General features: G+C 60.6%; 25 protein-coding genes. 9 read left to right on the top strand and 16 right to left on the bottom strand.

Annotation, left to right across the window (positions count from 1 at the left end):
- From AC1DNK_RS01325 to AC1DNK_RS01340, 4 genes are all read left to right on the top strand, one after another.
- Complete coding sequence (locus tag AC1DNK_RS01325; protein WP_477938950.1) at positions 1–774, top strand: enoyl-CoA hydratase; 774 nt, start codon at positions 1–3, stop codon at positions 772–774.
- 194 nt (positions 775–968) lie between these two features.
- Positions 969–1,247, top strand: a complete 279-nt coding sequence (gene rpsT / locus AC1DNK_RS01330; RefSeq protein WP_112385227.1) for a 30S ribosomal protein S20 — start codon at positions 969–971, stop codon at positions 1,245–1,247.
- A gap of 877 nt (positions 1,248–2,124) precedes the next feature.
- Positions 2,125–3,675 (top strand): chromosomal replication initiator protein DnaA, encoded by a 1,551-nt coding sequence (dnaA, locus tag AC1DNK_RS01335; protein ID WP_112385388.1) that lies wholly within the window; start codon positions 2,125–2,127, stop codon positions 3,673–3,675.
- A gap of 131 nt (positions 3,676–3,806) precedes the next feature.
- Positions 3,807–4,889, top strand: coding sequence for a saccharopine dehydrogenase family protein (locus tag AC1DNK_RS01340; RefSeq protein ID WP_477938952.1), 1,083 nt, complete (start codon positions 3,807–3,809; stop codon positions 4,887–4,889).
- Positions 4,890–4,913: 24 nt separating this feature from the next.
- On the opposite strand, the gene fhuF is transcribed toward AC1DNK_RS01340, so the two are convergent.
- Both fhuF and gcvA read right to left on the bottom strand, forming a co-directional pair.
- A complete protein-coding gene (fhuF, locus tag AC1DNK_RS01345; protein ID WP_477938954.1) occupies positions 4,914–5,678 on the bottom strand; it encodes a siderophore-iron reductase FhuF in 765 nt (254 codons plus the stop codon).
- A gap of 177 nt (positions 5,679–5,855) precedes the next feature.
- Positions 5,856–6,740: a transcriptional regulator GcvA gene (gcvA, locus tag AC1DNK_RS01350; RefSeq protein WP_477938956.1), complete on the bottom strand. Its 885-nt coding sequence runs from the start codon at positions 6,738–6,740 to the stop codon at positions 5,856–5,858.
- 207 nt (positions 6,741–6,947) lie between these two features.
- On the opposite strand from gcvA, the gene AC1DNK_RS01355 reads away from it, so the two are divergent.
- Positions 6,948–7,868, top strand: coding sequence for a DMT family transporter (locus tag AC1DNK_RS01355; protein WP_477938958.1), 921 nt, complete (start codon positions 6,948–6,950; stop codon positions 7,866–7,868).
- 3 nt (positions 7,869–7,871) lie between these two features.
- On the opposite strand, the gene hemW is transcribed toward AC1DNK_RS01355, so the two are convergent.
- The 4 genes from hemW to rph are packed head-to-tail and all read right to left on the bottom strand — an operon-like array spanning position 7,872 to position 10,869.
- Positions 7,872–9,074, bottom strand: a complete 1,203-nt coding sequence (gene hemW, locus AC1DNK_RS01360) for a radical SAM family heme chaperone HemW (RefSeq protein ID WP_477938960.1) — start codon at positions 9,072–9,074, stop codon at positions 7,872–7,874.
- A 9-nt stretch (positions 9,075–9,083) separates the two neighbouring features.
- Entirely contained in the window at positions 9,084–9,728 is a 645-nt protein-coding gene (gene rdgB / locus AC1DNK_RS01365) for an RdgB/HAM1 family non-canonical purine NTP pyrophosphatase (protein WP_477938962.1), read from the bottom strand.
- Between the two features lie 8 nt (positions 9,729–9,736).
- Positions 9,737–10,153, bottom strand: a complete 417-nt coding sequence (locus tag AC1DNK_RS01370; protein ID WP_477938964.1) for a VOC family protein — start codon at positions 10,151–10,153, stop codon at positions 9,737–9,739.
- Positions 10,150–10,869, bottom strand: coding sequence for a ribonuclease PH (gene rph, locus AC1DNK_RS01375; RefSeq protein ID WP_310293323.1), 720 nt, complete (start codon positions 10,867–10,869; stop codon positions 10,150–10,152). Before rph ends, AC1DNK_RS01370 begins: the two co-directional genes overlap by 4 nt.
- A 183-nt stretch (positions 10,870–11,052) precedes the next feature.
- Here rph and hrcA point away from each other — a divergent pair, with 183 nt between their 5' ends.
- Entirely contained in the window at positions 11,053–12,141 is a 1,089-nt protein-coding gene (gene hrcA / locus AC1DNK_RS01380; protein WP_112514114.1) for a heat-inducible transcriptional repressor HrcA, read from the top strand.
- 102 nt (positions 12,142–12,243) lie between these two features.
- Positions 12,244–12,876: a nucleotide exchange factor GrpE gene (gene grpE, locus AC1DNK_RS01385; RefSeq protein ID WP_477938967.1), complete on the top strand. Its 633-nt coding sequence runs from the start codon at positions 12,244–12,246 to the stop codon at positions 12,874–12,876.
- A 52-nt stretch (positions 12,877–12,928) separates the two neighbouring features.
- Here the strand turns inward: grpE and AC1DNK_RS01390 are convergent, their stop codons facing one another.
- On the bottom strand, positions 12,929–13,873 hold the full coding sequence (locus AC1DNK_RS01390; protein WP_310293318.1) for a nucleoside hydrolase: 945 nt from the start codon (positions 13,871–13,873) through the stop codon (positions 12,929–12,931).
- Positions 13,874–14,145: 272 nt separating this feature from the next.
- Between AC1DNK_RS01390 and AC1DNK_RS01395 the strand changes: the two genes are divergently transcribed.
- Together AC1DNK_RS01395 and AC1DNK_RS01400 are read left to right on the top strand one after the other, a co-directional pair.
- Positions 14,146–14,571 carry an Hsp20 family protein gene (locus AC1DNK_RS01395; protein WP_112385237.1) on the top strand — a complete coding sequence of 142 codons (426 nt, stop codon included), beginning with the start codon at positions 14,146–14,148 and terminating at the stop codon, positions 14,569–14,571.
- Between the two features lie 49 nt (positions 14,572–14,620).
- Positions 14,621–14,878 carry a BQ00720 family protein gene (locus AC1DNK_RS01400; RefSeq protein ID WP_112385238.1) on the top strand — a complete coding sequence of 86 codons (258 nt, stop codon included), beginning with the start codon at positions 14,621–14,623 and terminating at the stop codon, positions 14,876–14,878.
- 9 nt (positions 14,879–14,887) lie between these two features.
- On the opposite strand, the gene trmB is transcribed toward AC1DNK_RS01400, so the two are convergent.
- From trmB to olsA, 9 genes are all read right to left on the bottom strand, one after another.
- The gene (gene trmB, locus AC1DNK_RS01405; protein ID WP_477938970.1) at positions 14,888–15,589 is read right to left on the bottom strand and encodes a tRNA (guanine(46)-N(7))-methyltransferase TrmB; all 702 of its coding nucleotides are present in this window, start codon (positions 15,587–15,589) and stop codon (positions 14,888–14,890) included.
- Complete coding sequence (gene metK / locus AC1DNK_RS01410) at positions 15,586–16,839, bottom strand: methionine adenosyltransferase (protein WP_112514110.1); 1,254 nt, start codon at positions 16,837–16,839, stop codon at positions 15,586–15,588. The genes trmB and metK overlap by 4 nt, the downstream gene beginning before the upstream one ends.
- 181 nt (positions 16,840–17,020) lie before the next feature.
- On the bottom strand, positions 17,021–17,440 hold the full coding sequence (locus tag AC1DNK_RS01415; RefSeq protein WP_112385241.1) for a helix-turn-helix domain-containing protein: 420 nt from the start codon (positions 17,438–17,440) through the stop codon (positions 17,021–17,023).
- Between the two features lie 150 nt (positions 17,441–17,590).
- Complete coding sequence (lnt, locus tag AC1DNK_RS01420; protein WP_442207920.1) at positions 17,591–19,192, bottom strand: apolipoprotein N-acyltransferase; 1,602 nt, start codon at positions 19,190–19,192, stop codon at positions 17,591–17,593.
- An 80-nt stretch (positions 19,193–19,272) separates the two neighbouring features.
- Positions 19,273–20,409 carry a hemolysin family protein gene (locus AC1DNK_RS01425; RefSeq protein WP_112385243.1) on the bottom strand — a complete coding sequence of 379 codons (1,137 nt, stop codon included), beginning with the start codon at positions 20,407–20,409 and terminating at the stop codon, positions 19,273–19,275.
- Positions 20,406–20,921, bottom strand: coding sequence for an rRNA maturation RNase YbeY (gene ybeY / locus AC1DNK_RS01430; RefSeq protein ID WP_477938972.1), 516 nt, complete (start codon positions 20,919–20,921; stop codon positions 20,406–20,408). The genes AC1DNK_RS01425 and ybeY overlap by 4 nt, the downstream gene beginning before the upstream one ends.
- 5 nt (positions 20,922–20,926) lie before the next feature.
- Complete coding sequence (locus AC1DNK_RS01435; RefSeq protein WP_112385245.1) at positions 20,927–21,973, bottom strand: PhoH family protein; 1,047 nt, start codon at positions 21,971–21,973, stop codon at positions 20,927–20,929.
- A 24-nt stretch (positions 21,974–21,997) separates the two neighbouring features.
- Positions 21,998–23,410 (bottom strand): tRNA (N6-isopentenyl adenosine(37)-C2)-methylthiotransferase MiaB, encoded by a 1,413-nt coding sequence (gene miaB / locus AC1DNK_RS01440; protein WP_112538420.1) that lies wholly within the window; start codon positions 23,408–23,410, stop codon positions 21,998–22,000.
- Between the two features lie 49 nt (positions 23,411–23,459).
- Positions 23,460–24,257: a lyso-ornithine lipid O-acyltransferase gene (olsA, locus tag AC1DNK_RS01445; RefSeq protein WP_477939848.1), complete on the bottom strand. Its 798-nt coding sequence runs from the start codon at positions 24,255–24,257 to the stop codon at positions 23,460–23,462.
- Positions 24,258–24,285 lie beyond the last annotated feature (28 nt).

Consider the following 24,285-nt stretch of genomic DNA (forward strand, 5'->3'; position numbering starts at 1 on the left):
ATGGCCTACGAAACCCTGATCGTCGAAACCCGCGTCAATGTCGGCCTGATCACCCTCAATCGCCCGCAGGCCCTCAATGCGCTGAATTCTAGGGTGCTGAGCGAGCTGAAGCAGGCCTATGCGGATTTTCATGCCGACGACGCCGTTGGCGCCATCGTCCTGACCGGCTCAGAACGGGCATTCGCGGCAGGCGCCGATATCAAGGAAATGCAGCCGCTCGAATTCGCCGATATATATAAGGCCGAATTCATCGGCGGCTGGGACGAGATTGCCAAGGCACGCAAGCCTGTGATCGCCGCCGTCAGCGGCTTCGCACTCGGCGGCGGCTGCGAGCTGGCGATGATGTGCGATTTCATCATCGCATCGGAGACCGCCAAGTTCGGCCAGCCGGAAATCACCCTCGGCGTCATTCCCGGGATGGGCGGCTCGCAGCGCCTCACAAGGGCGGTCGGCAAGTCGAAGGCGATGGATATGGTGCTCACCGGCCGGATGATGGATGCGGCCGAGGCTGAGCGCGCGGGACTCGTTTCGCGTGTGGTGGCGCCGGAGCGCCTGCTCGACGAGGCGCTGGAGGCAGCCGCCAAGATCGCCTCGCTGTCGCGTCCCTCGGTGCTGATGGCCAAGGAGGCGGTCAATCGCGCCTTCGAGGTCACGTTGGAGGAAGGTCTCCGTTTCGAGCGCCGTCTCTTTCACAGCCTGTTTGCGACCGCCGATCAGAAAGAGGGGATGACGGCGTTCATCGAAAAGCGTAAACCAGACTTCAAGCACCGCTGATGGGCATTCAGTGGAGAAAGGCTGCGTTTCCGTGAAAATCCGCGTTGACGCCGCCCGGCTTTAGAGTTATATGCCCGCCCACGGTTCGGGAAGCCGCTCTGGTTTTCCGATTATGCTCCCGCATTGCTGAATATAGTGGCCGCAGGGCCCGCGGTGATGGCGGAGTTTTGTTCGAATTCTTTTGAGAGGCATCCATGGCCAATACAGCTTCGGCGAAAAAAGCGACCCGCAAGATCGCCCGCCGCACCGACGTCAACAAGGCTCGTCGCTCGCGCGTTCGCACGTTCGTCCGCCAGGTCGAAGAGGCACTCGCATCCGGCGACGCTTCCAAGGCTAAGGAAGCCTTCCTCGCAGCGCAGCCGGAACTGGCACGCGCCGCAAGCAAGGGCGTGCTTCACGCCAACACGGCATCCCGCAAGATCTCGCGTCTTGCTGCCCGTCTGAAGACGCTCTCGGCGTCCGCAAGCGCATAACATTTCGTTAACGAACTGCTCGTTATGATTAGCCCGGTAATTTTACCGGGCTTTTTCGATTCCGCGATCTGGCCCTTGTATGGCGAATTCAGCGACGATTTCGTGTCGGACGGATGACACTAAAAATCGTTTAATATCAAATACTTGCGCTAGGTTCTTTCAACGTCGCGCGACTCTCCCCCCTCCGGAAGGGGGGCGAAATGAGTCAAGCGGATTTTTATTTTTTTTCTTTCATAGCGTGTCGAAAATACCCACTTTGGGAATCTCATTGATTCTTCTGCGATTCTTTTTTGACACCGGCGTGACGCCCTAAACCGGTGCCCGGAGTCAATGGCCCCTCCTTAATTTTGCGTAAAATTCATCGTTGATATCCGCAACCGATCCTGCCTAAATGACTTCCAGCAAAGGGCGCGGACATCACCTGAAAAGGTTTAGTCTTAACTGCCATACCGGCAGGGCGATGAGTTTGTATCTTTTGTCGCGGAGCAGTCTATCTCTCCGTTTTTTCAAGCACTTGAGCATATTTGTACCGCGGCCGTGGCTGGTCTCGGAACGGATAGCTTTGTGCGCTCGACGGCTGCACGTTTAAGGTGAAGCCGAAGGGGATGGGGAAACTACATTTGTGTTCCGGTTGGTTAGCGGGCGAACGAGGGCCGCCAGCCAGTACGGTTAGGAGACAACATGACGGAGGCCCCATGATGGCGGTTTCCGCCACGGGTTTCTGCGCCGCTCTCTTTTAGAGCTGGGACATCTGTATTGAGTGAACCGGCAAGCCTGCGGCTCATGAGGGGACGCCAGCCTGTCTAACGGGGAAAATTGATCGGGCGGCCGTTTTTTCGGATGACCGCCCGGTGAAATGAAATTGGAAGGCGGCATGATGCAGATGAATTCTATGGCAGCGGGTGCACTTGAGAACGGGGACAAGGCATCGGCATTTGGCTCTACTTCGCTTGAGGCGGCAGGAGAAAAGGGAGACATGAAACATGGCGTACTTTTTGAGCGCGTTAGCGCCCGTCTGAAGGCACAGGTCGGCCCGGACGTTTATGCAAGCTGGTTCCAGCGTCTGAAGCTTCATTCGGTTTCCAAGAGCGTCGTACGGCTCACCGTTCCGACGACCTTTCTGAAGTCCTGGATCAACAACCGTTATCTGGATCTGATCACCAGCCTGTTCCAGCAGGAAGATGCGGAAATCCTGAAAGTCGAAATTCTCGTGCGCACCGCAACGCGCGCTGGCGTCAAGCCTGCCGATGAGGTGGCTACCCAAGAGCCGTCTTCGCAGGTCACGCCGATCCGCCGTCCGGCATCGGCCCAGCCTGCCGGCCACGCCGTCCAGCAGGCCGTTTCCGCTGCAGCAGCGGCACGTCCGGCAACCTTCGGCCAGCCGCTGTTCGGCTCGCCGCTGGATTCCCGCTTCACCTTCGACACCTTCGTCGAGGGCAGCTCCAACCGCGTTGCATTGGCAGCTGCCAAGACCATCGCGGAAGCAGGCCAGGGCGCCGTGCGCTTCAACCCGCTCTTCGTTCATTCGACGGTCGGCCTCGGCAAGACGCATCTGCTGCAGGCGATCGCCAATGCCGCTGTCCAGAACCCCCGCGCCCTGCGCGTGGTCTATCTGACGGCCGAATACTTCATGTGGCGCTTCGCAACGGCGATCCGCGACAATGATGCGCTGACGCTGAAGGACTCGCTGCGCAACATCGACCTCCTGATCATCGACGACATGCAGTTCCTGCAGGGCAAGATGATCCAGCACGAATTCTGCCACCTGCTGAACATGCTGCTCGACAGCGCCAAGCAGGTCGTGGTTGCTGCCGACCGCGCTCCATGGGAGCTGGAATCGCTGGATCCGCGCGTCCGTTCGCGTCTGCAGGGTGGTGTCGCGATCGAGCTCGACGGCCCGGACTACGAGATGCGTCTCGAAATCCTCAAGCGCCGTCTGGCCGTTGCCCGCGTCGAAGATCCGTCGCTAGAAATTCCGGCCGAACTGATGTCGCATGTCGCCCGCAGCGTCACCGCCAGCGGCCGCGAACTGGAAGGCGCCTTCAACCAGCTGATCTTCCGCCGCTCCTTCGAGCCCAACCTGTCGATCGAACGCGTCGATGAGCTTCTCGCGCATCTGGTCGGCTCCGGCGAACCGCGCCGTGTCCGTATCGAGGACATCCAGCGCATCGTCGCGCGCCATTACAATGTCTCGCGCCAGGAACTGGTCTCGAACCGCCGCACGCGTGTCATCGTCAAGCCGCGCCAGATCGCCATGTATCTATCGAAGACGCTGACGCCGCGCTCCTTCCCGGAGATCGGCCGCCGCTTCGGTGGACGTGACCACACGACCGTGCTTCACGCGGTTCGCAAGATCGAGGAACTGATCTCCGAAGATACCAAGCTGTCGCACGAGATCGAGCTGCTGAAGCGTCTGATCAACGAATAGTGCGCCTTTGAGCGCTGGAAATCTACGGCCGGGAGCGATCCCGGCCCTTTTCTTTTTACGGGTCTTTTATCCTGTACATCCCCGGCAAAGACGGCTCAAAGTGAAGCGGTCGCTGCTTGGGAGGGAACAGGATGAGCTTCAGGAAAATCGCCGTTGTCGGTCTCGGCAAGGTCGGACGTCTCGCCGCAACGCTTCTGAATGAAGGCGGTTTCGAGGTCACGGGCGTCGATGCCCAGCTTCCGCTGTCGGATGTGCCCTTCACCTGCCGGACCGGCGACATCTCGAACGCCGCTGTCGCGGCCGAACTCCTGTCCAGCGTCGAGGCCGTCCTGTCCTGCCTGCCCTATCACCTGAACATCGCGCTTGCTCGCGCTGCGCATGCCGCCGGCGTCCACTATTTCGATCTCACCGAAGACGTGCCGACGACGAATTTCATCATCGAGCTGTCGAAGACCTCGCGCGGCCTCATGGCGCCGCAATGCGGCCTGGCGCCGGGCTTCGTCGGCATTGTCGGCGCGAGCCTTGCCGACGGTTTCGAACGCTGCCGCTCGATCCGCATGCGCGTCGGCGCCTTGCCGCAGCATCCGACGGGCCTCCTGGGCTACGCCTTCAACTGGTCGCCCGAAGGCGTGGTCAACGAATATCTGAACGATTGCGAGGTTATCGAGGGCGGTGTGCGCAAGCTCGTTTCGCCGATGGAGTGGCACGAGACGATCTATGTCGAAGGCGTAAAGCTCGAGGCCTTCACCACCTCCGGCGGGCTCGGAACCATGTGCGATACGCTGCTCGGCAAGGTCGAGAACCTCGACTACAAGACCATGCGATATCCCGGCCACATGGAGCTGATGAATTTCTTCTTCCACGAACTGTTGATGCGCGACCAGCGCAAGCTTGCCGGCCAGATCCTGACCGACGCCAAGCCGCCCGTCGATGACGACGTCGTCTACGTCCATGTCGCCGCCGAAGGCACCGAGCGAGGCAGCCTGCGCCGCAAAGAATTCGTCCGCGCCTATTATCCGATCGAGGTTGCCGGAGAGAGGCGGACGGCAATCGCCTGGACCACATCAGCCTCGGTCGTCGCCGTCATCGAGATGGTGCGCGACGGACTGTTGCCATCGACCGGTTTCCTGCACCAGGAACATATCCCGCTCGACACCTTCCTGCAGACCCCGACCGGTAGCCTGTTCAAGGCCAGAAGCGCCAGCAGGCATTAGGCGCAGGCGAAGATCAAGTTTGAGCTACTGGTTGCGTCTTTCAGGCAGCGCACAGAGCTTGCCACAGCTCGGTATGCCGGGCAGCATATAGCGAAGGCAGCAGACCTTTCGGCGCGCCACGCATTCGCCGTTCTCCTCCACGTGCCGGATACAGCCGGAGAGCGGATTGACGCCGCCATCGGGCAGGCAGCCACGCACGAAAACCGGCAGGTCGGCCTGGGCCAAGTCGGGGTCGTCCTTGTCTGCGGTCAGCCGCAGCGCATAGTCGATATAGACGGCCGCATTGTTCCAGCAGAGCTTGGCGGAAATGCCGTGCTTCACCAACTGGCCTACGGCCTTGAAGAGATGTGTTTCAAGAAGCGGATCGATCGCCTCGAAAGAGCCGCGGGCAGCGCCATCATCCCAACCGTTATGCGGCACGCCGAAGGCGCGCGGCAGTCCGTCCTCGTTGAGCGCAATGGTCATCTCATCGAAAGCAACCGGCAGCCGCCGGCCTCCGGCGCGCCTCGCAATCAGATAGGCGATCGTCAGACCGGCAAAGTAGTAGAGCGTCCACATCGACACGGCAGCACGGCGGTCGGTTCCGCCCGAGATGGCGGCGTAGCGGTCGATTGCTTGTTCAAACGCTCCGCCGGTGAAGAAGCTGTTGAGAGGCATCGCGCCTTCCAGGTCCGCCGACAGCATGAGCTTTTCGGCACACCACGCATGCTCGCCGGTAAACAGTGACGCAAGCCGCTCTGACGGGCGGTAGGCGCCTCTCAGGGCCTCTGTGGCTGCAATCACCGCCATGTGCTGACCATGCGGCAGGAGCGCGCCTCAGCGCGCCATAAAGATGGAATGGCAGAACAACGGATATTCATGGCACCGTTCGGCTTCAATGCAGGCAGTCACTGCTTGATAACCGCACCATCAGCGAAAAGGAAGATAAAGGTGACTAGATAATTCATCTTTGATTTATCGACGTGCCTAACTTTGCGCCTCCGAGAGTAGCCAGCGGCGGAACGCGGCCGCGGCCGGGCGCTCCAAGGCGGCACCCGGATAGACGAGGTGGAAGGCAAGGCGGCTGGCGACGCCGATCGGGAAGGGTGCGATGACGGCGCCTTCCTTGAGCTCCGTGTCGACGAAGGAGCGTCGCATCAGCGCGAAGCCAAGACCGGCCTTCATCGCCTCATAGGCGCCATTGCCATGCATGAAGATCGGCCCGCGGGACGCGTCAACGCCGGCCGCGCCTGCGGCCTCCAGCCAGAGCTGCCAGTCGTGGCGGTAGACGTCGTGGATCAGCGTGAAGGGCGCCAGCGCCGCGGGAGCGGGGTGATCACCGAGCTCTCCGGCAAGCTTGGGTATGCAGACCGGCATGAGTTCGTCATCGACAAGCCGTTCGCTGACCAGCCCCTCATAGCCGCCGAGCCCATGACGGATCGCCAGATCGATCCCGTCGCGCTGGAAATCGAGGACGCGGTGTGAGGCGCTGATCCGCACGTCGATCTCCGGATGCAGTGTTTCGAACCGGCCAAGCCGGGGCACCAGCCAGTAGGTGGCAAACCCGGCGGTACAGGTGACGTTGAGGATCGCGCCGCGCGCCCGGGCCGTGATCGCCGCCGTCGCTTCGCGCACCAGCCGGAATGCCGCCCTCAGCGTGGTGAAGTAGTCGGCGCCCTCGACGGTCAGCGCCAGCGCCCGCGGCTTGCGGTCGAACAGTTGCACGCCAAGCGCGGCTTCCAGGTCGCGGATCTGCAGACTGACGGCGCCGGGCGTCACGTTCAGCTCCCGGGCTGCGAGCGTCATGCTGAGGTGCCGGGCTGCGGCTTCGAAGGCCCGCAAGGCCGATAGCGAGGGTAGATAGTCGCTCATGATTTAGCTCAGCTAAAGTGTAAGGCGAAAAAGACTCGTTTGCCGCGATCCGATTATGGAAATAATATCAGCATCAAACGGATCCGCAATGCACATTGCCTGCCGATCTCGGACGAGAATAAATCGAATGTAGCTGCATGCTGCGTCTGCAGGAATCGGGTGGCCGCTACCGCCTGGCCGCTCTATGACGCTTGCATGCGATGGAGGATGACGATGCAGAAGCAGATGGGCTTGGCCGAATGGGGCATGATGCTGGTTCTCTCCCTGCTCTGGGGCGGCTCGTTCCTTTTCAACGGCATCCTGGTCAAGGCGTTGCCGCCTTTCACGATTGTCACCGGCCGCGTGCTGCTTGCTGCTATCGCGCTCAATCTCATCGTCCGCATGATGGGTCACCGGATGCCGCGCGATCCGAAAAGCTGGATCACCTTCTTCGGCATGGGCGTGTTGAACAACATGATCCCTTTCTGCCTGATCGTCTGGGGCCAGACCCATATCGCCAGTGGGCTCGCCTCGATCCTGAATGCCACGACGCCGCTCTTTGCCGTCGTCGTTGCCCATTTCCTGACGGCGGATGAGAAAATGACGGCCAACCGGTTGATCGGTGTCGTCGTCGGCTTTGCCGGTGTCGCCTATATGATCGGCTTCGACGCGCTGCATGATCTCGGCTCGAACGTGCTGGCGCAGCTCGCCGTCCTCGGCGCGGCGATTTCCTATTCCTTTGCCGGGATCTGGGGACGCCGCTTCCGCGCCATGGGCATGCCGCCGCTATTGCCGGCTGCCGGCCAGGTCACGGCCTCTACCGCGCTGATGATCCCGATCGCCCTGATTGCCGACCGCCCGTGGACGCTGGCAATGCCCGGTGCTGAAACCTGGGTGGCGCTGTTCGGCCTCGCCATTCTCTCGACGGCGATCGCCTACATTCTGTTCTTCCGGATCCTGGCGACGGCGGGTGCGACCAATCTGATGCTTGTCACCTTCCTGATCCCGGTCAGCGCCATCCTGCTCGGTGCGCTGATCCTGGGAGAACAGCTGCAAACGAAGCATCTGATCGGCATGGCGATGATTGCCATCGGCCTTGCGGCGATCGACGGGCGGTTGCTGGCGCTCGGCCGCAAGCGCGCGGCCTGAAAATTAGCAGGCGAGATCGGCCACGACGGAATCGAGGATCAGCATCCCCGATGGCGTGCAGCGAAGCCGCGAATTGCCGAGCCGCTCGATGAAGCCGTGTTCCAGCAGGAACTCCTCGCGCGCCGGATCCGGATCGCGTCCCGAGAGCTGCTGCCACCGGGCGAGATCGACGCCTTCCTTCAGCCGCAGGCCCATCAGCAGCAATTCATCCGATTGCTCTTCGTAGCCGAGCCGTTCCTCTTCGAGAACGCCGTGTCCGTCACGCTCGACCATCTTCAGCCAGGATTCCGGCTTGCGCTCGGTTGCCGTGGCGAGCTTCTCGGCGCCGCGGGTCAGGCGGCCATGGGCGCCGGGCCCGATACCGGCGTAGTCGCCGTAGCGCCAATAGGTGAGGTTGTGGCGGCTCTCGGCGCCGGGGCGGGCGTGGTTGGACACCTCGTAGGCAGGCATGCCTTCGCGCTCGGTGATCTCTTGCGTTGCCTCGTAGAGCACGGCCGATTGCTCGCCGTCAGGCACGATGAGCTTGCCGGCCTTGTGCAGGCCGTAGAAAGGCGTGCCTTCCTCGATCGTCAGCTGGTAGAGCGACAGATGATCGACGGCATAGGAGATGGCCTCCTTGAGCTCGCGTTCCCATTCGTCCACTGTTTGATTGGGACGTGCGTAGATGAGGTCGAACGACATGCGCGGGAAGATATCGCGCGCCAGCTTGATCGCCTTCAGCGCGTCCTCGACATTGTGCAGTCGGCCGAGGAATTTCAGGTCGCGATCGTTCAGCGCCTGAACGCCGAGCGAGACGCGGTTGACGCCGGCGACGCGATAGCCGCGGAACCGCTCTGCCTCGACGCTCGAAGGATTGGCCTCCATGGTGATCTCGATGCCCGAAGGCACGTGCCATTCCCGGGCAATCCCGTTCAGGACCGCGTCCACGGTCTCCGGCTTCATCAGCGAGGGCGTGCCGCCGCCGAGAAAGATGCTGGTCACCGTCTTCGGTCCGCTCAATTGGCGGATCGCGGCCATCTCCTTGAGGAAGGCAGCCACATAGCGCTCCTGATCGACGGGCTGGTGGCGCACATGGCTATTGAAATCGCAATAGGGGCATTTCGCGGCGCAGAAGGGCCAGTGAACATAGACGCCGAAACCGGGCTCCCCGGTATCCGGCAGAAGCTTGGCATCACGCAGCGAAGTCAGGTTGTTCAGATCGTCCACGAGCCGACCTTACGCTTCCAGGCAGGTTTCGACAAAGATTTTGAAGGCGCGCGCACGATGCGATAGCGCCTGCTCATCCCCGGGCTTCCAGCCATGCTTCTGTTCGGCGCTCATCTCGCCGAAGGTGGTCTCATAGCCTTGCGGCTGGAACACCGGATCGTAGCCGAAACCCTGCGTGCCGCGCGGCGGCCAGACGACAGTGCCTTCGACTTCGCCGCGGAAAAGCTCCGTATGTCCATCCGGCCATGCAAGGCAGAGAACGCTGACGAAGCGGGCTGTGCGCTGCTCCGGCTTGGCCGCTCCGGCTTTCTCGAGTGCCGTCTCGACCTTCTGCATCGCCATCGCGAAATCGCGGGTGCCATCGGCGGTCTCGGCCCAATTGGCCGTATAGACGCCGGGATCGCCACCGAGCGCATCGACCACCAGACCGGAATCATCAGACAGCGCCGGCATGTTGGCAGCGCTGGCAGAGGCGAGTGCCTTGATTTTCGCGTTCTCTTCGAAGGTCGTGCCGGTCTCGTCAGGCTCGACGAAATTGAGCTCGGCTGCCGACTTGGCTGTGAAACCCAGCGGGCCGATCAGGTCCTGGATTTCGCGGATCTTGCCGGCGTTGTGGCTGGCGACAATGATGGTCTTGGTGTCGAGCTTGCGCATTCTGTTTCCTATTCGATGCCCCATATGCGGGCTTCGGCGCATTCCAGGCTGTTGCCTTCCGGATCGCGAAAGTAGATCGAGCGGCCGCCATTCGGCCAGTGAACTTCGGATTCGATGGCGATGCCGGCCGCCGTCAGCCTGGCGGCCATCGCATCGATATTCCCGGCAGAGACGCGAAAGCAGGCGTGGCCCGCTCCCTTGGTGCCGTGCGCCGGAACCTGAAGCGCGCCCGGCGCCGGTGGCTTGACCGTCTCGTCCGGGTTGAACATCAGCAGCACCCCGGGTCCGCACCGAAAGAAGACATGCCGGTTGGCAGCCCGCGTGATCTTGGAAAGACCGAGAATGCCTTCATAGAAAGCTTCGGCTCTATCCAGGTCCTTCGCGTAAAGCGCCGTTTCCAGCATGCCCTCCAGCATGTCGTTCACCCGGCGATTGCCTGCTTCTGCAGTTCCACGAGCTCGGCAATGCCGTTCTTTGCGAGACCCATCAGCGATGCAAATTCGGCTTCGCTGAACGGCGTGCCTTCGGCCGTGCCCTGAATTTCGACGATGCCGCCGGCACCCGTCATGACGAAGTTCGCATCGGTCTCCGCAGAGGAATCCTCGATATAGTCGAGGTCGATGACCGGCTGGCTGGCGAAAATACCGCAGGAGATGGCCGCGACATGATCCTTGAGAACACGATCGACCTTGATCATGTTACGGCTTTCCATCCACTTCAGGCAGTCGTAAAGCGCAATCCAGCCACCGGTGATAGAAGCCGTGCGCGTGCCGCCGTCAGCCTGGATGACGTCGCAGTCGATGGTGATCTGGCGCTCGCCGAGCGCAGTGAGGTCAACGACGGCCCGCAGCGAGCGGCCGATCAGGCGCTGAATTTCCTGCGTGCGGCCGCCCTGCTTGCCGGTCGCCGCTTCACGCTTCATGCGCTCGCCCGTGGCGCGCGGCAGCATGCCGTATTCGGATGTGACCCAGCCCTTGCCGGTGTTGCGCAGCCACGGCGGCGTCTTTTCTTCAAGGCTTGCCGTGCACAGCACATGTGTATCGCCGAATTTCACGAGACAGGAGCCTTCGGCATGCTTGGAAAAGTTGCGCTCGAAGCTGACCTTGCGCATCTGGTCGGTTTTTCTGCCTGACGGCCGCATTCTCTGTCTCCTGATGCATGAGGCCGTTAGGCCGCGAGTGGCGGCACGGCATGATCATGCGTTGTTTCGTGATGCTGCCCCGCTTCTACGATTGGCTGCGGTCATTTGCAAATTCCCTTTTGCCACGCGGACGAGATTGATTATATTTTGCAGATTGTCATCAGCGTGGGTGTTTCAGAATTCATGGGCTTCAGATCTACGTCGGTTTCGGATGCCGTTGCTGCGCTGGATGAACGCTCGAAGGAAATCTTCCGCCGTATCGTCGAAGGCTATCTGGAAAACGGTGAGCCGCTCGGCTCGCGAAACCTCTCCCGTATTCTTCCGATGTCCCTGTCTCCGGCCTCGGTGCGCAATGTGATGAGCGATCTGGAAGAGCTGGGGCTCATCTACTCGCCGCATATCAGCGCCGGGCGTCTGCCGACCCAGGTCGGGCTCCGGTTCTTCGTCGATGCCTTCATGCAGGTGGGTGACCTCTCGGCCGAAGAGCGCGCCAGCATCGATCGCCAGGTGCGCGCCGAAAGCCGCGACAATCCGGTGGAATCGATGATGAACGAGGCAAGCCGGATGCTGTCGGGGATCTCCCGCGGCGCCGGCTTGGTGATCACCTCGAAGAACGATCCGGTGCTGAAACATGTCGAGTTCATCCGCCTGGAACCGACCAAGGCACTCGCGGTTCTGGTCGGCGAACATGATCAGGTCGAAAACCGGATCATCGAGCTTCCGGCGGGCGTGACGTCGTCGCAGCTGACTGAGGCCGCCAACTTCCTCAACGCCCACATGACCGGTCAGACGCTGCCGGAGTTGCGCAAGCAACTCGACCGGCTGAAAACGGATGTGCGCCACGAGCTCGATGCCTTGTCGCGTGACCTCGTGGAGCGCGGCATTGCCGTCTGGTCCGGCAGCCCGGATGAAGGCAAGCCGGCGCAGCTGATCATCCGCGGCCGTGCCAACCTGCTCGAGGGTCTCGACAGCGCCGGCGATCTCGACCGCCTGCGCATGCTCTTCGATGACCTGGAGAAGAAGGACAGCCTGATCGAACTGCTGAATCTCGCGGAAAGCGGTCCGGGCGTCCGCATTTTCATCGGTTCCGAAAACAAGCTCTTCTCGCTATCCGGCTCTTCGCTGATCGTCGCGCCCTATCGTGACGACGACGACCGCATCGTCGGTGCCGTCGGCGTCATCGGCCCGACCCGGCTGAATTACTCCCGTATCGTGCCGATGGTCGATTATACCGCCCAGCTGATTTCCCGCCTGTCGCGCGGGTCGCTCTGAAAAAGCCGGAATTTCCGGTTCTTTGTCACGCAGACTTGATTTTTTGCGGTCAAAGCTCGATATCGGGCGCATCCCGAAAGAACCCTTTACCCGGAGACCGTCATGACTGACGAAACGACGAAAAACGGACCTGAGGCTGTTGCGGCTGAAGCTGCTGCGGACGCAGCCGCAAACGTCGAGAATGAAGCGGCCGCTGAGGCATCGTCCCAGCCGGATCCGTTGGAACTCGTGAAGGCAGAAAATGCCGAGTTGCGCGACCGCTATCTGCGCCTCGCCGCAGAAATGGACAACCTGCGCCGCCGCACCGAGCGTGAAGTGAAGGACGCGAAGTCCTATTCCGTTGCCGGTTTTGCGCGTGACATGCTCGCCGTATCCGACAACCTGCGCCGGGCGCTCGATGCCATTCCGGCCGAAGCCAAGGCTGCGGGCGAGGCTGGCCTGACGACCCTGATCGAAGGTGTCGAGATGACCGAGCGCTCCATGCTCTCGACGCTCGAGCGCCATGGCGTTCGCCAGCTCGATCCTGTCGGCCAGAAGTTCGACCCGAACTTCCATCAGGCGATGTTCGAAGTGCCGAACACGGAAGTTCCAAACAACACTGTCGTCCAGGTGGTGCAGGCCGGCTTCACCATTGGCGAGCGCGTGCTGCGCCCGGCCATGGTCGGCGTCGCCAAGGGCGGTCCGAAGCCCGAGGCAGAGGCTGCCAATTCCTATCTGGATCAGAAGGACGCATAATGAAAAAGGGCCGCTGAGAAGCGGCCCTTTTCTTTTGGTCTTTGTTCTTCGCTCAGATGCGGGCGAAACGCTCGATCAGCAGATCGAAGAAACCATCGGCATCGACAAAGCGCATGACCTTGGCATTGCGCTTGCGGTCGGTCACATGCCACCAGTCGACGACCGTCATGCCGACGGTCAGTTCCGACTTCACCTCGATCTCGACATTGCATTCCCGGCCCTTGAAGAGCTCTGGCTTCAGGAGGTAGGCAACAACGGTCGGGTCGTGCAACGGGCCGCCGTCGGAACCGTATTTCTCGATATCGAAGCGCTCGAAGAACTCCAGCATCTCGACCATCGCCTGTGCCGGCGCGGTGCCGAGGTCGGCCATGCGCTTGACGCGGTCCTTGCGGGTCAAAAGCTGGTGCGTCACGTCGAGCGGCATCATCACGACCGGCACGCCTGAGCGGAAGACGATGTCGGCCGCTTCGGGATCGACATAAATGTTGAATTCGGCGGCCGGCGTGATGTTGCCACCCTCGAAGAAGCCTCCGCCCATCATGACAAGCTCGCGGACGCGCGCAACGATGTCAGGCGCCTTCTGGAAGGCGAGGCCGATATTGGTGAGAGGGCCGAGCGTGCAGAGCGTCACGCTGCCTTCAGGCTCTCGGCGCAGCGTCTCGATGATGAAATCGACGGAATGCTGTGCCTGCAGCGGCATGGTCGGCTCGGGCAGCGTCGGGCCGTCGAGGCCGGTCTTGCCGTGGACATGTTCGGCGGTGACGAGTTTACGGGCGATCGGCTTGTCGGCGCCGGCAAAGACCTTGATATCGGTGCGCTGGCAGAGCTCGCAGATGATGCGCGCATTCCGGCTGGTATAGGACAGCGGCACGTTGCCGGCGACCGTCGTGATGCCGAGAATTTCGAGCTCTTCGGGGCTGCCGAAGGCGAGCATGATCGCCGCGGCATCGTCCTGGCCCGGATCGGTATCGATGATGATCTTTCTGGGGTTTGCCATATACGTCGTCCCTCCTCAGGTGCACGTCGTTTTGGCAGGCACCATTTGTTTATGATTGCGTCGCAAATCGGCGCAGCCCTTACGGGTGACGATTTGATGCGAGCCCGCATGCGCTTTGTCAAGCAAGGACGAAGGCACCGTTTACCCTAAAATTTCCCGGTCCTGTCGCGAGGTCCGCAAAACCTTGCGCGGCTGCCCGCTAATTCCCATATTAGCAACAGCCGGATGCTAGTTTAGGTCCGGAAAGGTCGCTTGCATCAAGGACTTGAAACATGAGCCGTATCACTCCCTTTGCCAGCCCGCTGCTTCTGGGCTTCGACGCCATGGAAAAGACGCTGGAGCGTATTTCCAAGGCAAGCGATGGCTATCCCCCCTATAATATCGAGCGCATCGCCGCCGGTCATGACCAGCCCGAGCGTCTTCGAATCACGCTTGCCGTTGCCGGTTTCGGTGAGGATGAGCTGGATGTGACGACGGAAGAAAACCAGCTTTTGATCCGCGGCCGGCAGGTCGAACAGGGCGAGCGCGAGTATCTCTACCGCGGCATCGCAGCCCGCCAGTTTCAACGTACTTTCGTGCTTGCCGATGGCATGCAAGTGCTTGGCGCGGGGCTAAAAAACGGTTTGCTTTCAGTCGATCTTATTCGGCCGGAGCCCGCCCGCATGGTCAAGAAAATTAACATTTCGGTCCCACAGTAGGACAACGGTTCGAGTTGAGCCGCTAGTCCCTTCTCTTGGAGGTACAGGAATGTTGATGAAAGAAGCGAATTCTCACCTGACCAAATCCGAACTTGCCGGTATCGGCAACGGCGAGGTCGCCTACGTCCGCAAAATGCGTAACGAAGAAGTATCGAAGTGCTTCCCCGAAGCGCCCGATATCGACCCTGGCGTCGATCTATGGGCCCTGTTCGGCGCGGACGGCACGCCGATCCTATTGACAGACAATCGCTCGAGCACCTTCTTCAAGGCTGCCGAGGACGAACTGAAGACGGTAAGCCTGCACTAAGTTGCAGGCTTATATTTTCTTGAAAGTCAGATAGGCGGAAGAGCGGCCTTCACGCCGCGCCTTGGCTTCGTAGCGGGTGCTCGGCCAGCCCTCATAGGGCGTCAGCCAGTCGGCGGCATTGCTTGCCAGCCAGTCGAAGCCGCCGTGGTCGCGGCATTTCAGCAGCGTCCAGTTCACATAAGTATCGATATCCGAAGCGAAGCAGAACAGTCCGCCGGGCTTCAGCACGCGATGGAAACGCGCGAGATTCGTCTTCGAGACGAAACGGCGTTTCCAATGCTTCCGCTTGGGCCAGGGATCGGGATAGAGCAGATCGATCTGGTCAAGGCAGCCATCGGGCAGCCAGTCGAGCAGCTGCGTCGCATCGTCGTTAAAGACGCGAACGTTCCTGGCGCCCTTGTCCTGGACGCTGGCAAGCAGCTTCTGCATGGAATTGATGAACGGCTCGACACCGATAAAGCCGGTAGACGGCAATTCCTGGGCGCGGTGGATCAGGTGCTCACCGCCGCCAAAGCCGATTTCCAGGCGGAGTTTCTCCACCGGCACCGGAAAGAGGCTTCTCAGCGGCTCGGGATGAGCCGCTGAAAGATCGATGAGGAAAGCCGGGAGCAGGGTACTCAGCTTTTCCGCCTGTTGTCCGCGGAGGGCCTTTCCTTTGCGGCGGCCGAAGAAGGCTTCGGTCGCGCGTCCGCGGCGTTCCATATCCGTCATGCCGCAGCCTTGACCTTGATGGCTTCCTTGAGGCCCTTCACCAGGTCGGTGCGCTCCCAGGAGAACGAGCCGTCACGGCCAGCCTTGCGGCCGAAATGGCCGTAAGCAGAGGTCTTGGCATAGATCGGCTTGTTGAGGTCGAGATGGCGGCGGATACCCGTCGGCGACAGGTCCATGTTCTTGCGGATCGCGGCTTCCACCTGATCCTCGGTCACGCCCTTGCCGGTCTGGTGCAGATCGACATAGATTGACAGCGGCTGGGCAACGCCGATGGCGTAGGAGAGCTGGATCGTGCAGCTGTCGGCGAGGCCGGCGGCAACGACGTTCTTGGCGAGGTAGCGGGCGGCGTAGGCGGCCGAACGGTCGACCTTGGTCGTGTCCTTGCCGGAGAATGCGCCGCCGCCATGCGGGGCTGCACCGCCGTAGGTGTCGACGATGATCTTGCGGCCGGTCAGGCCTGCGTCACCATCCGGACCGCCGATGACGAATTTGCCGGTGGGGTTGATGTACCACTTGCAATCGCTGGCGATCGGCAACTCGCCGAGAGCTTCACGGATATAGGGCTCGACGACGGCGCGAACCTTCTTCGAATCCCAGCTCTCGTCGAGATGCTGGGTGGACAGAACGATCGATGCGACTTCCGACGGCTTACCGTTGACGTAGCGCACGGTCACCTGGCTCTTGGCATCGGGGCCGAGCTTGGCAACTTCGCCGTCGCCCTTCTTACGGGCGGTGGCCAGCAGCTGCAGGATCTTGTGCGAATAGTAGATCGGCGCCGGCATGAGATCCGGGGTTTCCTTGCAGGCGTAACCGAACATGATGCCCTGGTCGCCGGCACCTTCGTCACCCTGCTGGTCGGCGGCGCTGTCAACGCCCTGGGCGATGTCGGCGGACTGCGAGTGCAGGAGAACGTCGATCTTCGCCGTCTTCCAGTGGAAGCCGTCCTGCTCGTAGCCGATGTCCTTGATGGCGCGGCGGGCGGCAGCCTTGAACTTCGACGGGTTGATGACGTCCTTGCCGTCCTTGTCCTTCTTCATCAGGCTCGGCGGCAGGCGAACCTCACCGGCGATGATGACGCGGTTTGTGGTTGCCAGGGTCTCGCAGGCAATGCGCACGCCCCATGGGTTTACGCCGGTTTTCGCCGCTTCGCGGTAAACCAGATCCACGATTTCGTCGGAGATACGGTCACACACCTTGTCCGGGTGACCTTCGGCAACAGACTCACTGGTGAAGAGGTAATTAGCGCGCATTCCGGGATTCCCCTCAAAGAATAAGTTCGACGAATTGGTACTCAGTTCAGGCTCGAAAAACAAGCGCAGAAGGACATAAATATATCTTTATATCTGCGGTGAAATGACAAATTTTGCCTTAAAAACGTAAAAAAGGCGGCCTTTCGACCGCCTTTTCTAATTTACCTGCTTTAGGGATCGCTTAGTCGGCGTCCGCTTCTGCAGCTAGCGCCTTCACCAGTTCGACGACCTTCCGGCGAACCTTCGGATCGGAAATCTTGACGAATGCGCGGTTGAGCTGGAGGCCTTCCGACGACGAAAGAAAGTCGACGACGTAGTTCGAGCTGGAAGCTTCCGCCAGCCCGCTCATTCCGCCGCCATGCTCGCCTGGCGCGTCTTCGAAGAAAAAGGAAACAGGAACGTTCAGGATGCTCGAAATATTCTGCAGGCGGCTGGCGCCGACGCGGTTCGTGCCCTTTTCGTACTTCTGAATCTGCTGGAATGTAATGCCCAGGCTTTCGCCAAGTTTTTCCTGGCTCATGCCAAGCATAGTACGGCGAAGACGAATGCGACTGCCAACATGGATGTCGATCGGGTTCGGCTTCTTCTTGTTCTCAATCATGGTTGTGCCCTAACAAAAGATATTTCAACGAGTGAAACCGGCATCCCCTGAACCCATCCGTAACGCCACGTTGCAAGAGGCATTAACCCACTCTCAAGCATACGTTAACAACGCCGATCTGAGCTACTATGCAATTTTAGGGGTTTTTGGTCAATTCTGCTTGAAAATAAAACCCATGCGAGAAATCAGCGCAATCATAAACAGCAACGTTTCAGTCAACCAAAAGTAGGCTTGATGTGGATAGCGCGCTGTGGAATTGCCCTGTTCGCCATCAAGAGTTGCGTCTATGAAACCGCTCTCATTGAGCCCAAGGCCGGCAATAATCTCTCCGCGTGAATTCACTAGCGCTGAAATGCCGCTATTGGCGTCGCGAATCAGCGGCAATCCTGTCTCAACTGCGCGGATTCGCGCCTGCTGAAAGTGCTGATAAGGCCCGGGCGTAGACCCAAACCATGCATCATTAGTAATATTGAGAATGGCGTTGGCCTGATTGATACCGGCCATTTCGCCGGGAAAGATGATTTCGTAGCAGATCAGCGGATATAGTGCGAGGCCACCTGGCAGGTTCAGCATTTCGCGGCTTGCAGCTGCGGTAAAGCCTCCCGGCATCTCGACGATATTCTGAATGCCGAAATTATCCAGAATGTTCTCGAACGGCACATATTCGCCGAACGGCACCAGATGCACCTTGTCGGATGCCGCGATGATCTGGCCGCGTCCATCGATGACATAGATCGAGTTATAATAGCGCGGCGCATTACCGGGACCGCTCTCCTCGACACGGACGGCGCCCGCAATAAGGATCTGGCTGTCGTCAAGCGTATCGGCGATCCGCGTCAAGGCGTCTTGATTGTCGGTCAGGATGAAAGGGATAGAGGTTTCCGGCCACACGATGATGTCAGGCTTCTTGGTGCCATTCTTCGGGGCTTCCGCGGAGAGCTTCAGATGCTGTTCGAAAATCGCCGAGCGATCGGCATCGCTGTCGAGCTTGGCCGCCTGGTCGATCATCGGCTGCACCAGGCGGACGACAGGCGGGGTGGCCCCAGGCGCCGGCGTTGGCTTCGGTAGATAGTAGAGGATGTAGCCGCCGTAACCGATATGCGCGGCAAACAGCAGGGCAGCGGCAAAGACACCCGTCCTGGCGCCCTGGCGGGTCCCAAGCAGCGCCGGTGCTGCAAAGACGAAGACGGAAAGCGCCGTGACGCCCATGACGCCAAGCACATGGGCCGATTGCATCATCAGCGGCACCGGCATCATGCCGTAACCGACTGCATTCCACGGAAAGCCGGTGAACGCGACACTGCGAAGCCATTCGAACAGACCGAAGCTCGCCGCCAGCGCTGCGATACGGCCGAAACCCTCAGACCAGAAAATCCGGGCAGCGGCAGCGGCCAGGCCGTAGAAGATCGCCAGCACGGCGGGCAGCCCGAGAATGGCCAACGGCAACGCCCAGGCAAAGGCATCGGAATCGATCAGCAGCGCATGCCCGAGCCACCAGAGCCCGGCGACGAAATAGCCGAAGCCGAAAAGCCAGCCGGTAACGAAGGCTGGCCACAGCCTGCCGATGAAGCTTGCCTCCGGCGAGGCAGCCGCGCCGTCGATCAGCCAGACGAGCAGCGTGAAGGAGATGAACATCGCGGCAAAGAAGCCGATCGGGGGCAGGGCGATGACGCCGATGGCGCCTGCAAGGATTGCCAGCAACGCCCGTTTGAAACCCCAGAGCAGGATAACCCTGTCCGCAAGCCGCTCCATGCACAGTCCCCATTAAGCCGCGAATCAACCCGGCTCGCAGTCTTTCAAAAAAGCAGCTGTTTGTCGTGCCTTACGGGCGCTCAGTTTGCCGCAGAGGATTCTGCGGGCCTGTCGTCGCCCTGTTCGGAGCCGCCTGCGCCGTCTCCGTCCCTCACGCGACGGCGGATCGCCTGGCGCTTGCGGGTGATGCGGACGCGCTTGATGCGCCGCGGATCGGCATCGAGGATGTGGAATTCGAAATCCGGCAGCGCCTGAACCACTTCGCCGCGGACCGGGATGCGGCCGAGTGCGGAGAAGATCAGGCCACCCAGCGTATCCACTTCGTCCACCTGCTCGGCAATGTCGAAATCCGGGCCGATCGCCGCAGCGATCTCTTCCAGCTCGACGCGGGCATCGGCAACGAACATGTCCTCGGAGACACGCTTGAACATCACCTCGTCATCGTCATGCTCGTCGTCGATATCGCCGACAACCATTTCAACGATGTCTTCATGCGATGCCAGGCCGTCCGTGCCGCCATACTCGTCGATCACAAGCGCCATCTGCGTACGGTTGACCTGCATGCGGCGCAGAAGGTCGGACGCCAGCATCGACGGCGGGACGAACAGGATCTTGCGGATGATGCCTGCCTCGGCAAGCGTCTTCTGCAGATCGACCCGTGCCAGATCGAAATTCGGCTTGGATGAGCGGCTGACCTTCTGGAGGTTTTCGGGCGCGATCTCGACGACCGGTTCGGCGGCTTTTGCCTTGATGCCGGTCCGGCGCTTGTTGCGCGCCTGCTTGGCGACATAGGAGAGAAGGTCGCGGATATGCACCATGCCGCGAGGATCATCGAGCGTGTCTGCGTAGACAGGCATGCGTGAGCGGCCGGACTCTTCGAACAAGATCATCAGCTCGCCGATGGTGATCGTCTGATCGACCGCCTCGATATCGGCGCGCGGCACCATGACGTCGGCAACACGAACTTCGCGGAAGCGCAGGATATTGTGCAGCATCGCCCGCTCGTCGGGCGAAAAGGCGTCGTCGCCGGTATCGCTGGTCATCAGCGCGTCGGCGAGGTCCTCGCGCAAGCGCGAGCCTTGCTGTGGCCGGAGGATGCGGGCTGCGCGTGCCCAGAAAGATCGCCCGGCGTTTCTACTACTTCCACCCTCGTCGGAGGAGGAAGATTGGTCGGCATCCTTGCTGTCTGCCGTGGTCTTTGCTGAAAAGTCGCTCATGGTTCCAATTTAAGGTCTTGACCTTCGTAGGGGTCAGATAGGCCGAGATCTGCCAAAATACGAGTCTCCAACCCCTCCATAATTTCGGCTTCTGCATCATTCATATGGTCGTAGCCGAACAGATGCAAGAAACCATGCACCATCAAATGGGTCAGATGGTCTTCGAAAGGCTTCTCAAGCTCTTTCGCCTCGCGCGCCACGGTCTCCCTGGCGATGATGATGTCGCCGAGCATCGGTCCGGGAATCTTGCCCGGCGTGATCGGGTAGGCAGGGAAGGACAGCACGTTAGTCGCCTTGTCCTTCTGGCGCCATTCGGCATTGATCGCCCGGATCGACTCGTCGTCGGTAAAGACCAGCGAAACCTCGGTGGCCATCTTGGGAAACTTCTGCTTGGCACTGGCCTTGAGATAGTCCGCGGCCTTTTCCAGCACACGGTCCGTCAAAGGCTGCAACTCGTCCTCGGAAGGCCAGCCGCCTTCTTCCACGCTGATCTGAATATCGAGTAAGGCCATAAGTCCTATTTGATCGCGTCTTCTTCGCGCGCTGTGTAGGTGGCGTCATAAGCCCTGACGATGCGGCCGACAAGCGGATGACGAACGACATCGGCGTCCTTGAAGCGGACGATCGAGATGCCCTCGACTTCGGTGAGCAGGTGAAGGGCCTCGACAAGGCCGGATTTCACGCCGCGCGGCAAGTCGATCTGGCTTGGGTCGCCGGTGATCATCATCCGCGAATTTTCGCCGAGACGGGTCAGGAACATCTTCATCTGCATCGATGTCGTGTTCTGCGCTTCGTCAAGGATGATTGCCGCGTTCGAAAGTGTGCGTCCGCGCATGAAGGCGAGCGGTGCGATTTCGATGACACCCGCCGTAATCGCGCGCTCCACCTTATCGCCCGGGATCATGTCGTAAAGCGCGTCATAGAGAGGGCGGAGATAGGGATCGACCTTTTCCTTCAGGTCGCCGGGCAGGAAGCCGAGGCGCTCGCCGGCTTCGACGGCCGGGCGGGTCAGGATGATCTTCTCGACCGCACCGCGCTCCAGCAGCTGGGCGGCCTGGGCAACGGCGAGGTAGGTCTTGCCGGTACCGGCAGGGCCGACGCCGAAGACCAGCTCGTTGCGCTCCAGCGCCCGCATATAGGCGTCCTGCGTTGGGGTCCGGGCAATGATGGTCTTCTTGCGCGTTGAAATCTGAGCCATGGTCAATTTGGCTTTCTTCTCCATCGTCGGCAGGCTCAATTGGTCGTCGGCCGCAACGGCCATGCGAATGGCACCCTCGACGTCGGATCGTTCCACGCTGCCGCCTTTCTGAAGTTTTTCATAGAGATAATCGAGCGTGCGCCGCGCCTGATTGGTGGTTACCACATCGCCGGTAATGACGACGGAATTACCGCGGGCGCGCGCATCGATGTGGAGCCGCTCTTCGAGGAGCTTCAGGTTCTGATCGAACTGACCAAAAAGTTCACTGGCGAACCGGTTGTTCTCGAACGTCAGGACAAAGTGATTGGCGTCGCTCGCAATGCGTGGGTGGCGCGGTGAAGAAGAAACCAATTCTTGTCCGTTCAAGCGGTCGAGCTCCTTTGTTGAACCTCAGCCCTCTGCAAATTCGGCAAACAGGCTGTTCGTTCCAGTTCCGGTGATTCGCACTTTAATAATGTCACCGATTTGCGATGCTTTTGCATCAACATTCACTGACTGAAGCCAGGGAGAACGCCCAATAAGCTGTCCTTCCATGCGACCGGGCTTTTCCAGCAACAGATCGATCGTTTTCCCGATGCAGGATTCGGCAAATTCCTGCTGCTGCTTCAGGAGAAGCGCCTGCAGGCGTTCGAGCCTTTCTGCCTTGACCTCTTCGGGCACTTGATCCTTCAAGTCCGCGCCGGGCGTGCCCGGCCGTGTCGAATATTTGAAGGAGAAAGCCTGCGCGTAACGCACTTCCTCCACGAGTTTGAGTGTATCCTCAAAATCGCGATCTGTCTCCCCCGGGAAGCCGACGATGAAATCGCCCGATAGGGCTATGTCGGGACGGGCAGCACGGATGCGCTCGATCAGCGCCAAATATTCGGCAGCGGTATGACGGCGGTTCATCGCCTTCAGAATACGGTCCGATCCCGCCTGCACCGGCAGATGCAGATAGGGCATCAGCGCTCGGAGATCGCGATGCGCGGCGATCAGCCGGTCGTCCATGTCGCGTGGATGGCTGGTGGTGTAGCGCAGCCGCGCGAGGCCGGGAATTTCAGCAAGCCGGTAGAGCAGGTCGCCGAGCGTCCACTCTTCGCCGTTCGCACCGGTACCATGCCAGGCATTGACGTTCTGGCCAAGCAGCGTGATTTCGCGCACGCCGGCTTCCACAAGCTGTCTTGCTTCATCGACGATCTGCGAAACCGGGCGCGACACTTCCGAGCCGCGCGTATAGGGCACGACACAGAACGTACAGAACTTGTCGCAGCCTTCCTGCACGGTCAGGAAAGCCGTGACGCCACGCGAGCGGATCTTCTTCGCCTCGGCAATCGGCAGGTGCTCGAATTTGTCTTCGAGCGCATATTCCGTATCGACGATCCGCTGGCCTTCCTTGGCCTTGCGCAGCGCTTCCGGCAGGCGATGATAGGTCTGCGGGCCGATGACGACATCGACAGCAGGCGCCCGGCGCAGGATTTCCTCGCCTTCGGCCTGGGCAACGCAACCGGCAACGCCGATCATCATCTCTTTGCCCTTGGCAGCCTTCTTCTTCTTCATTTCGCGCAGGCGGCCGAGGGCGGAATAAACCTTCTCCGCCGCCTTCTCGCGGATATGACAGGTGTTGAGCAGGACGAGATCGGCCTCCTCCATATCCTCGGTCGGCTCGTAGCCGTCGCGGGCCAGAGCGTCGCTCATCCGCGTCGAGTCATAGACGTTCATCTGACAGCCGTAAGTCTTGATGAAGACCTTGCGGCTGTTGCTGCCATCACGGAGGCTCTCGCTCGGGAGTTCCGGGGCCTGAAGAAGGGCGCTGTCTTGGGTCATGGCGGGCTATTTAGTGGTTTTTTGCCCGCTAGAAAATCGAAATCTTGCGTCAGCTGATCTCGCGCCCGCGCAGGCTGCTGTTCAGCATCGCACGGATGCGCCGCGCGATGGTTGAACTCACGTCCTTGCGGTTCGAATCCGCGCGGTAATCGACGGGTTCGCCGAAGCGAACCTCGACATCGATGGCGCCGTTTTTCACGACGTCCATGAAATGCGGCATCAGCTCCACGTCGCCGGGCCACCCTGCGAGCGGGCGATGATAGCGGCCGAGGGCGACGCCGTGCGCCTTGGTATAGGCGATTGCTACAGGCTGAACGAAGACCGAACCGTTGGGCGAATGCGGAACCGCCATCGCGGCCGCGCCAAACAGCGACGATTTCACTTCCAGCAGGCGGTTGCCATCGGATGTCGTGCCCTCGGGAAACAGCACGACGATCTCGCCATCGGCCATGCGCCCGGCAATTTCATTGGCCTGGTTGCCGGTGTTGCGCTTTTCTTCGCGGACGATGAAGACGCTCTTTTGCAGCCTCGCAAGCTGTCCGAAGATTGGCCAGCTGCGCACCTCGGATTTGGCGATGAAGGCAACGTCGGCGACTGACGACATCACCATGATATCCATCCAGGATGCATGGTTGGCGCAGAGCATCAGCGGCCGGCGCCGTTCCAGGCTGCCGTGAACATGGACCCGGATGCCGAGTGCGTGACAGGCAATCCTGTGCCAGAACCGGGGAAGGGTGCGGCGCAGCTTCCAGTCGAAGTAGAGCGCGAGCAGCTGGAACGGCATCAGCAGCAGGCTCGCCAGCGCCACGACGATTGCGGCATAGACAATGCGCAGCCAGACCATCAGCGGGCACTTCCTGCGGCTGCGGTCATAG

Source organism: Rhizobium sp. 01N424, assembly GCF_056399485.1.

Excerpts from the sequence above, each read along its gene's own strand:
- AC1DNK_RS01390 (WP_310293318.1), bottom strand. The coding sequence starts at position 13,873 with ATGGCAAACCCCAGAAAGATCATCATCGATACCGATCCGGGCCAGGAC.
- AC1DNK_RS01395 (WP_112385237.1), top strand. The coding sequence starts at position 14,146 with ATGAGCCGTATCACTCCCTTTGCCAGCCCGCTGCTTCTGGGCTTCGAC.
- AC1DNK_RS01425 (WP_112385243.1), bottom strand. The coding sequence starts at position 20,409 with ATGAGCGACTTTTCAGCAAAGACCACGGCAGACAGCAAGGATGCCGAC.
- trmB (WP_477938970.1), bottom strand. The coding sequence starts at position 15,589 with ATGACGGATATGGAACGCCGCGGACGCGCGACCGAAGCCTTCTTCGGC.
- ybeY (WP_477938972.1), bottom strand. The coding sequence starts at position 20,921 with ATGGCCTTACTCGATATTCAGATCAGCGTGGAAGAAGGCGGCTGGCCT.
- AC1DNK_RS01325 (WP_477938950.1), top strand. The coding sequence starts at position 1 with ATGGCCTACGAAACCCTGATCGTCGAAACCCGCGTCAATGTCGGCCTG.
- fhuF (WP_477938954.1), bottom strand. The coding sequence starts at position 5,678 with ATGGCGGTGATTGCAGCCACAGAGGCCCTGAGAGGCGCCTACCGCCCG.
- hrcA (WP_112514114.1), top strand. The coding sequence starts at position 11,053 with ATGGGCTTCAGATCTACGTCGGTTTCGGATGCCGTTGCTGCGCTGGAT.
- AC1DNK_RS01355 (WP_477938958.1), top strand. The coding sequence starts at position 6,948 with ATGACGATGCAGAAGCAGATGGGCTTGGCCGAATGGGGCATGATGCTG.
- rpsT (WP_112385227.1), top strand. The coding sequence starts at position 969 with ATGGCCAATACAGCTTCGGCGAAAAAAGCGACCCGCAAGATCGCCCGC.
- AC1DNK_RS01400 (WP_112385238.1), top strand. The coding sequence starts at position 14,621 with ATGTTGATGAAAGAAGCGAATTCTCACCTGACCAAATCCGAACTTGCC.
- gcvA (WP_477938956.1), bottom strand. The coding sequence starts at position 6,740 with ATGAGCGACTATCTACCCTCGCTATCGGCCTTGCGGGCCTTCGAAGCC.
- AC1DNK_RS01415 (WP_112385241.1), bottom strand. The coding sequence starts at position 17,440 with ATGATTGAGAACAAGAAGAAGCCGAACCCGATCGACATCCATGTTGGC.
- AC1DNK_RS01340 (WP_477938952.1), top strand. The coding sequence starts at position 3,807 with ATGAGCTTCAGGAAAATCGCCGTTGTCGGTCTCGGCAAGGTCGGACGT.
- rdgB (WP_477938962.1), bottom strand. The coding sequence starts at position 9,728 with ATGCGCAAGCTCGACACCAAGACCATCATTGTCGCCAGCCACAACGCC.
- rph (WP_310293323.1), bottom strand. The coding sequence starts at position 10,869 with ATGCGGCCGTCAGGCAGAAAAACCGACCAGATGCGCAAGGTCAGCTTC.
- miaB (WP_112538420.1), bottom strand. The coding sequence starts at position 23,410 with ATGACCCAAGACAGCGCCCTTCTTCAGGCCCCGGAACTCCCGAGCGAG.
- grpE (WP_477938967.1), top strand. The coding sequence starts at position 12,244 with ATGACTGACGAAACGACGAAAAACGGACCTGAGGCTGTTGCGGCTGAA.
- dnaA (WP_112385388.1), top strand. The coding sequence starts at position 2,125 with ATGCAGATGAATTCTATGGCAGCGGGTGCACTTGAGAACGGGGACAAG.
- lnt (WP_442207920.1), bottom strand. The coding sequence starts at position 19,192 with ATGGAGCGGCTTGCGGACAGGGTTATCCTGCTCTGGGGTTTCAAACGG.
- metK (WP_112514110.1), bottom strand. The coding sequence starts at position 16,839 with ATGCGCGCTAATTACCTCTTCACCAGTGAGTCTGTTGCCGAAGGTCAC.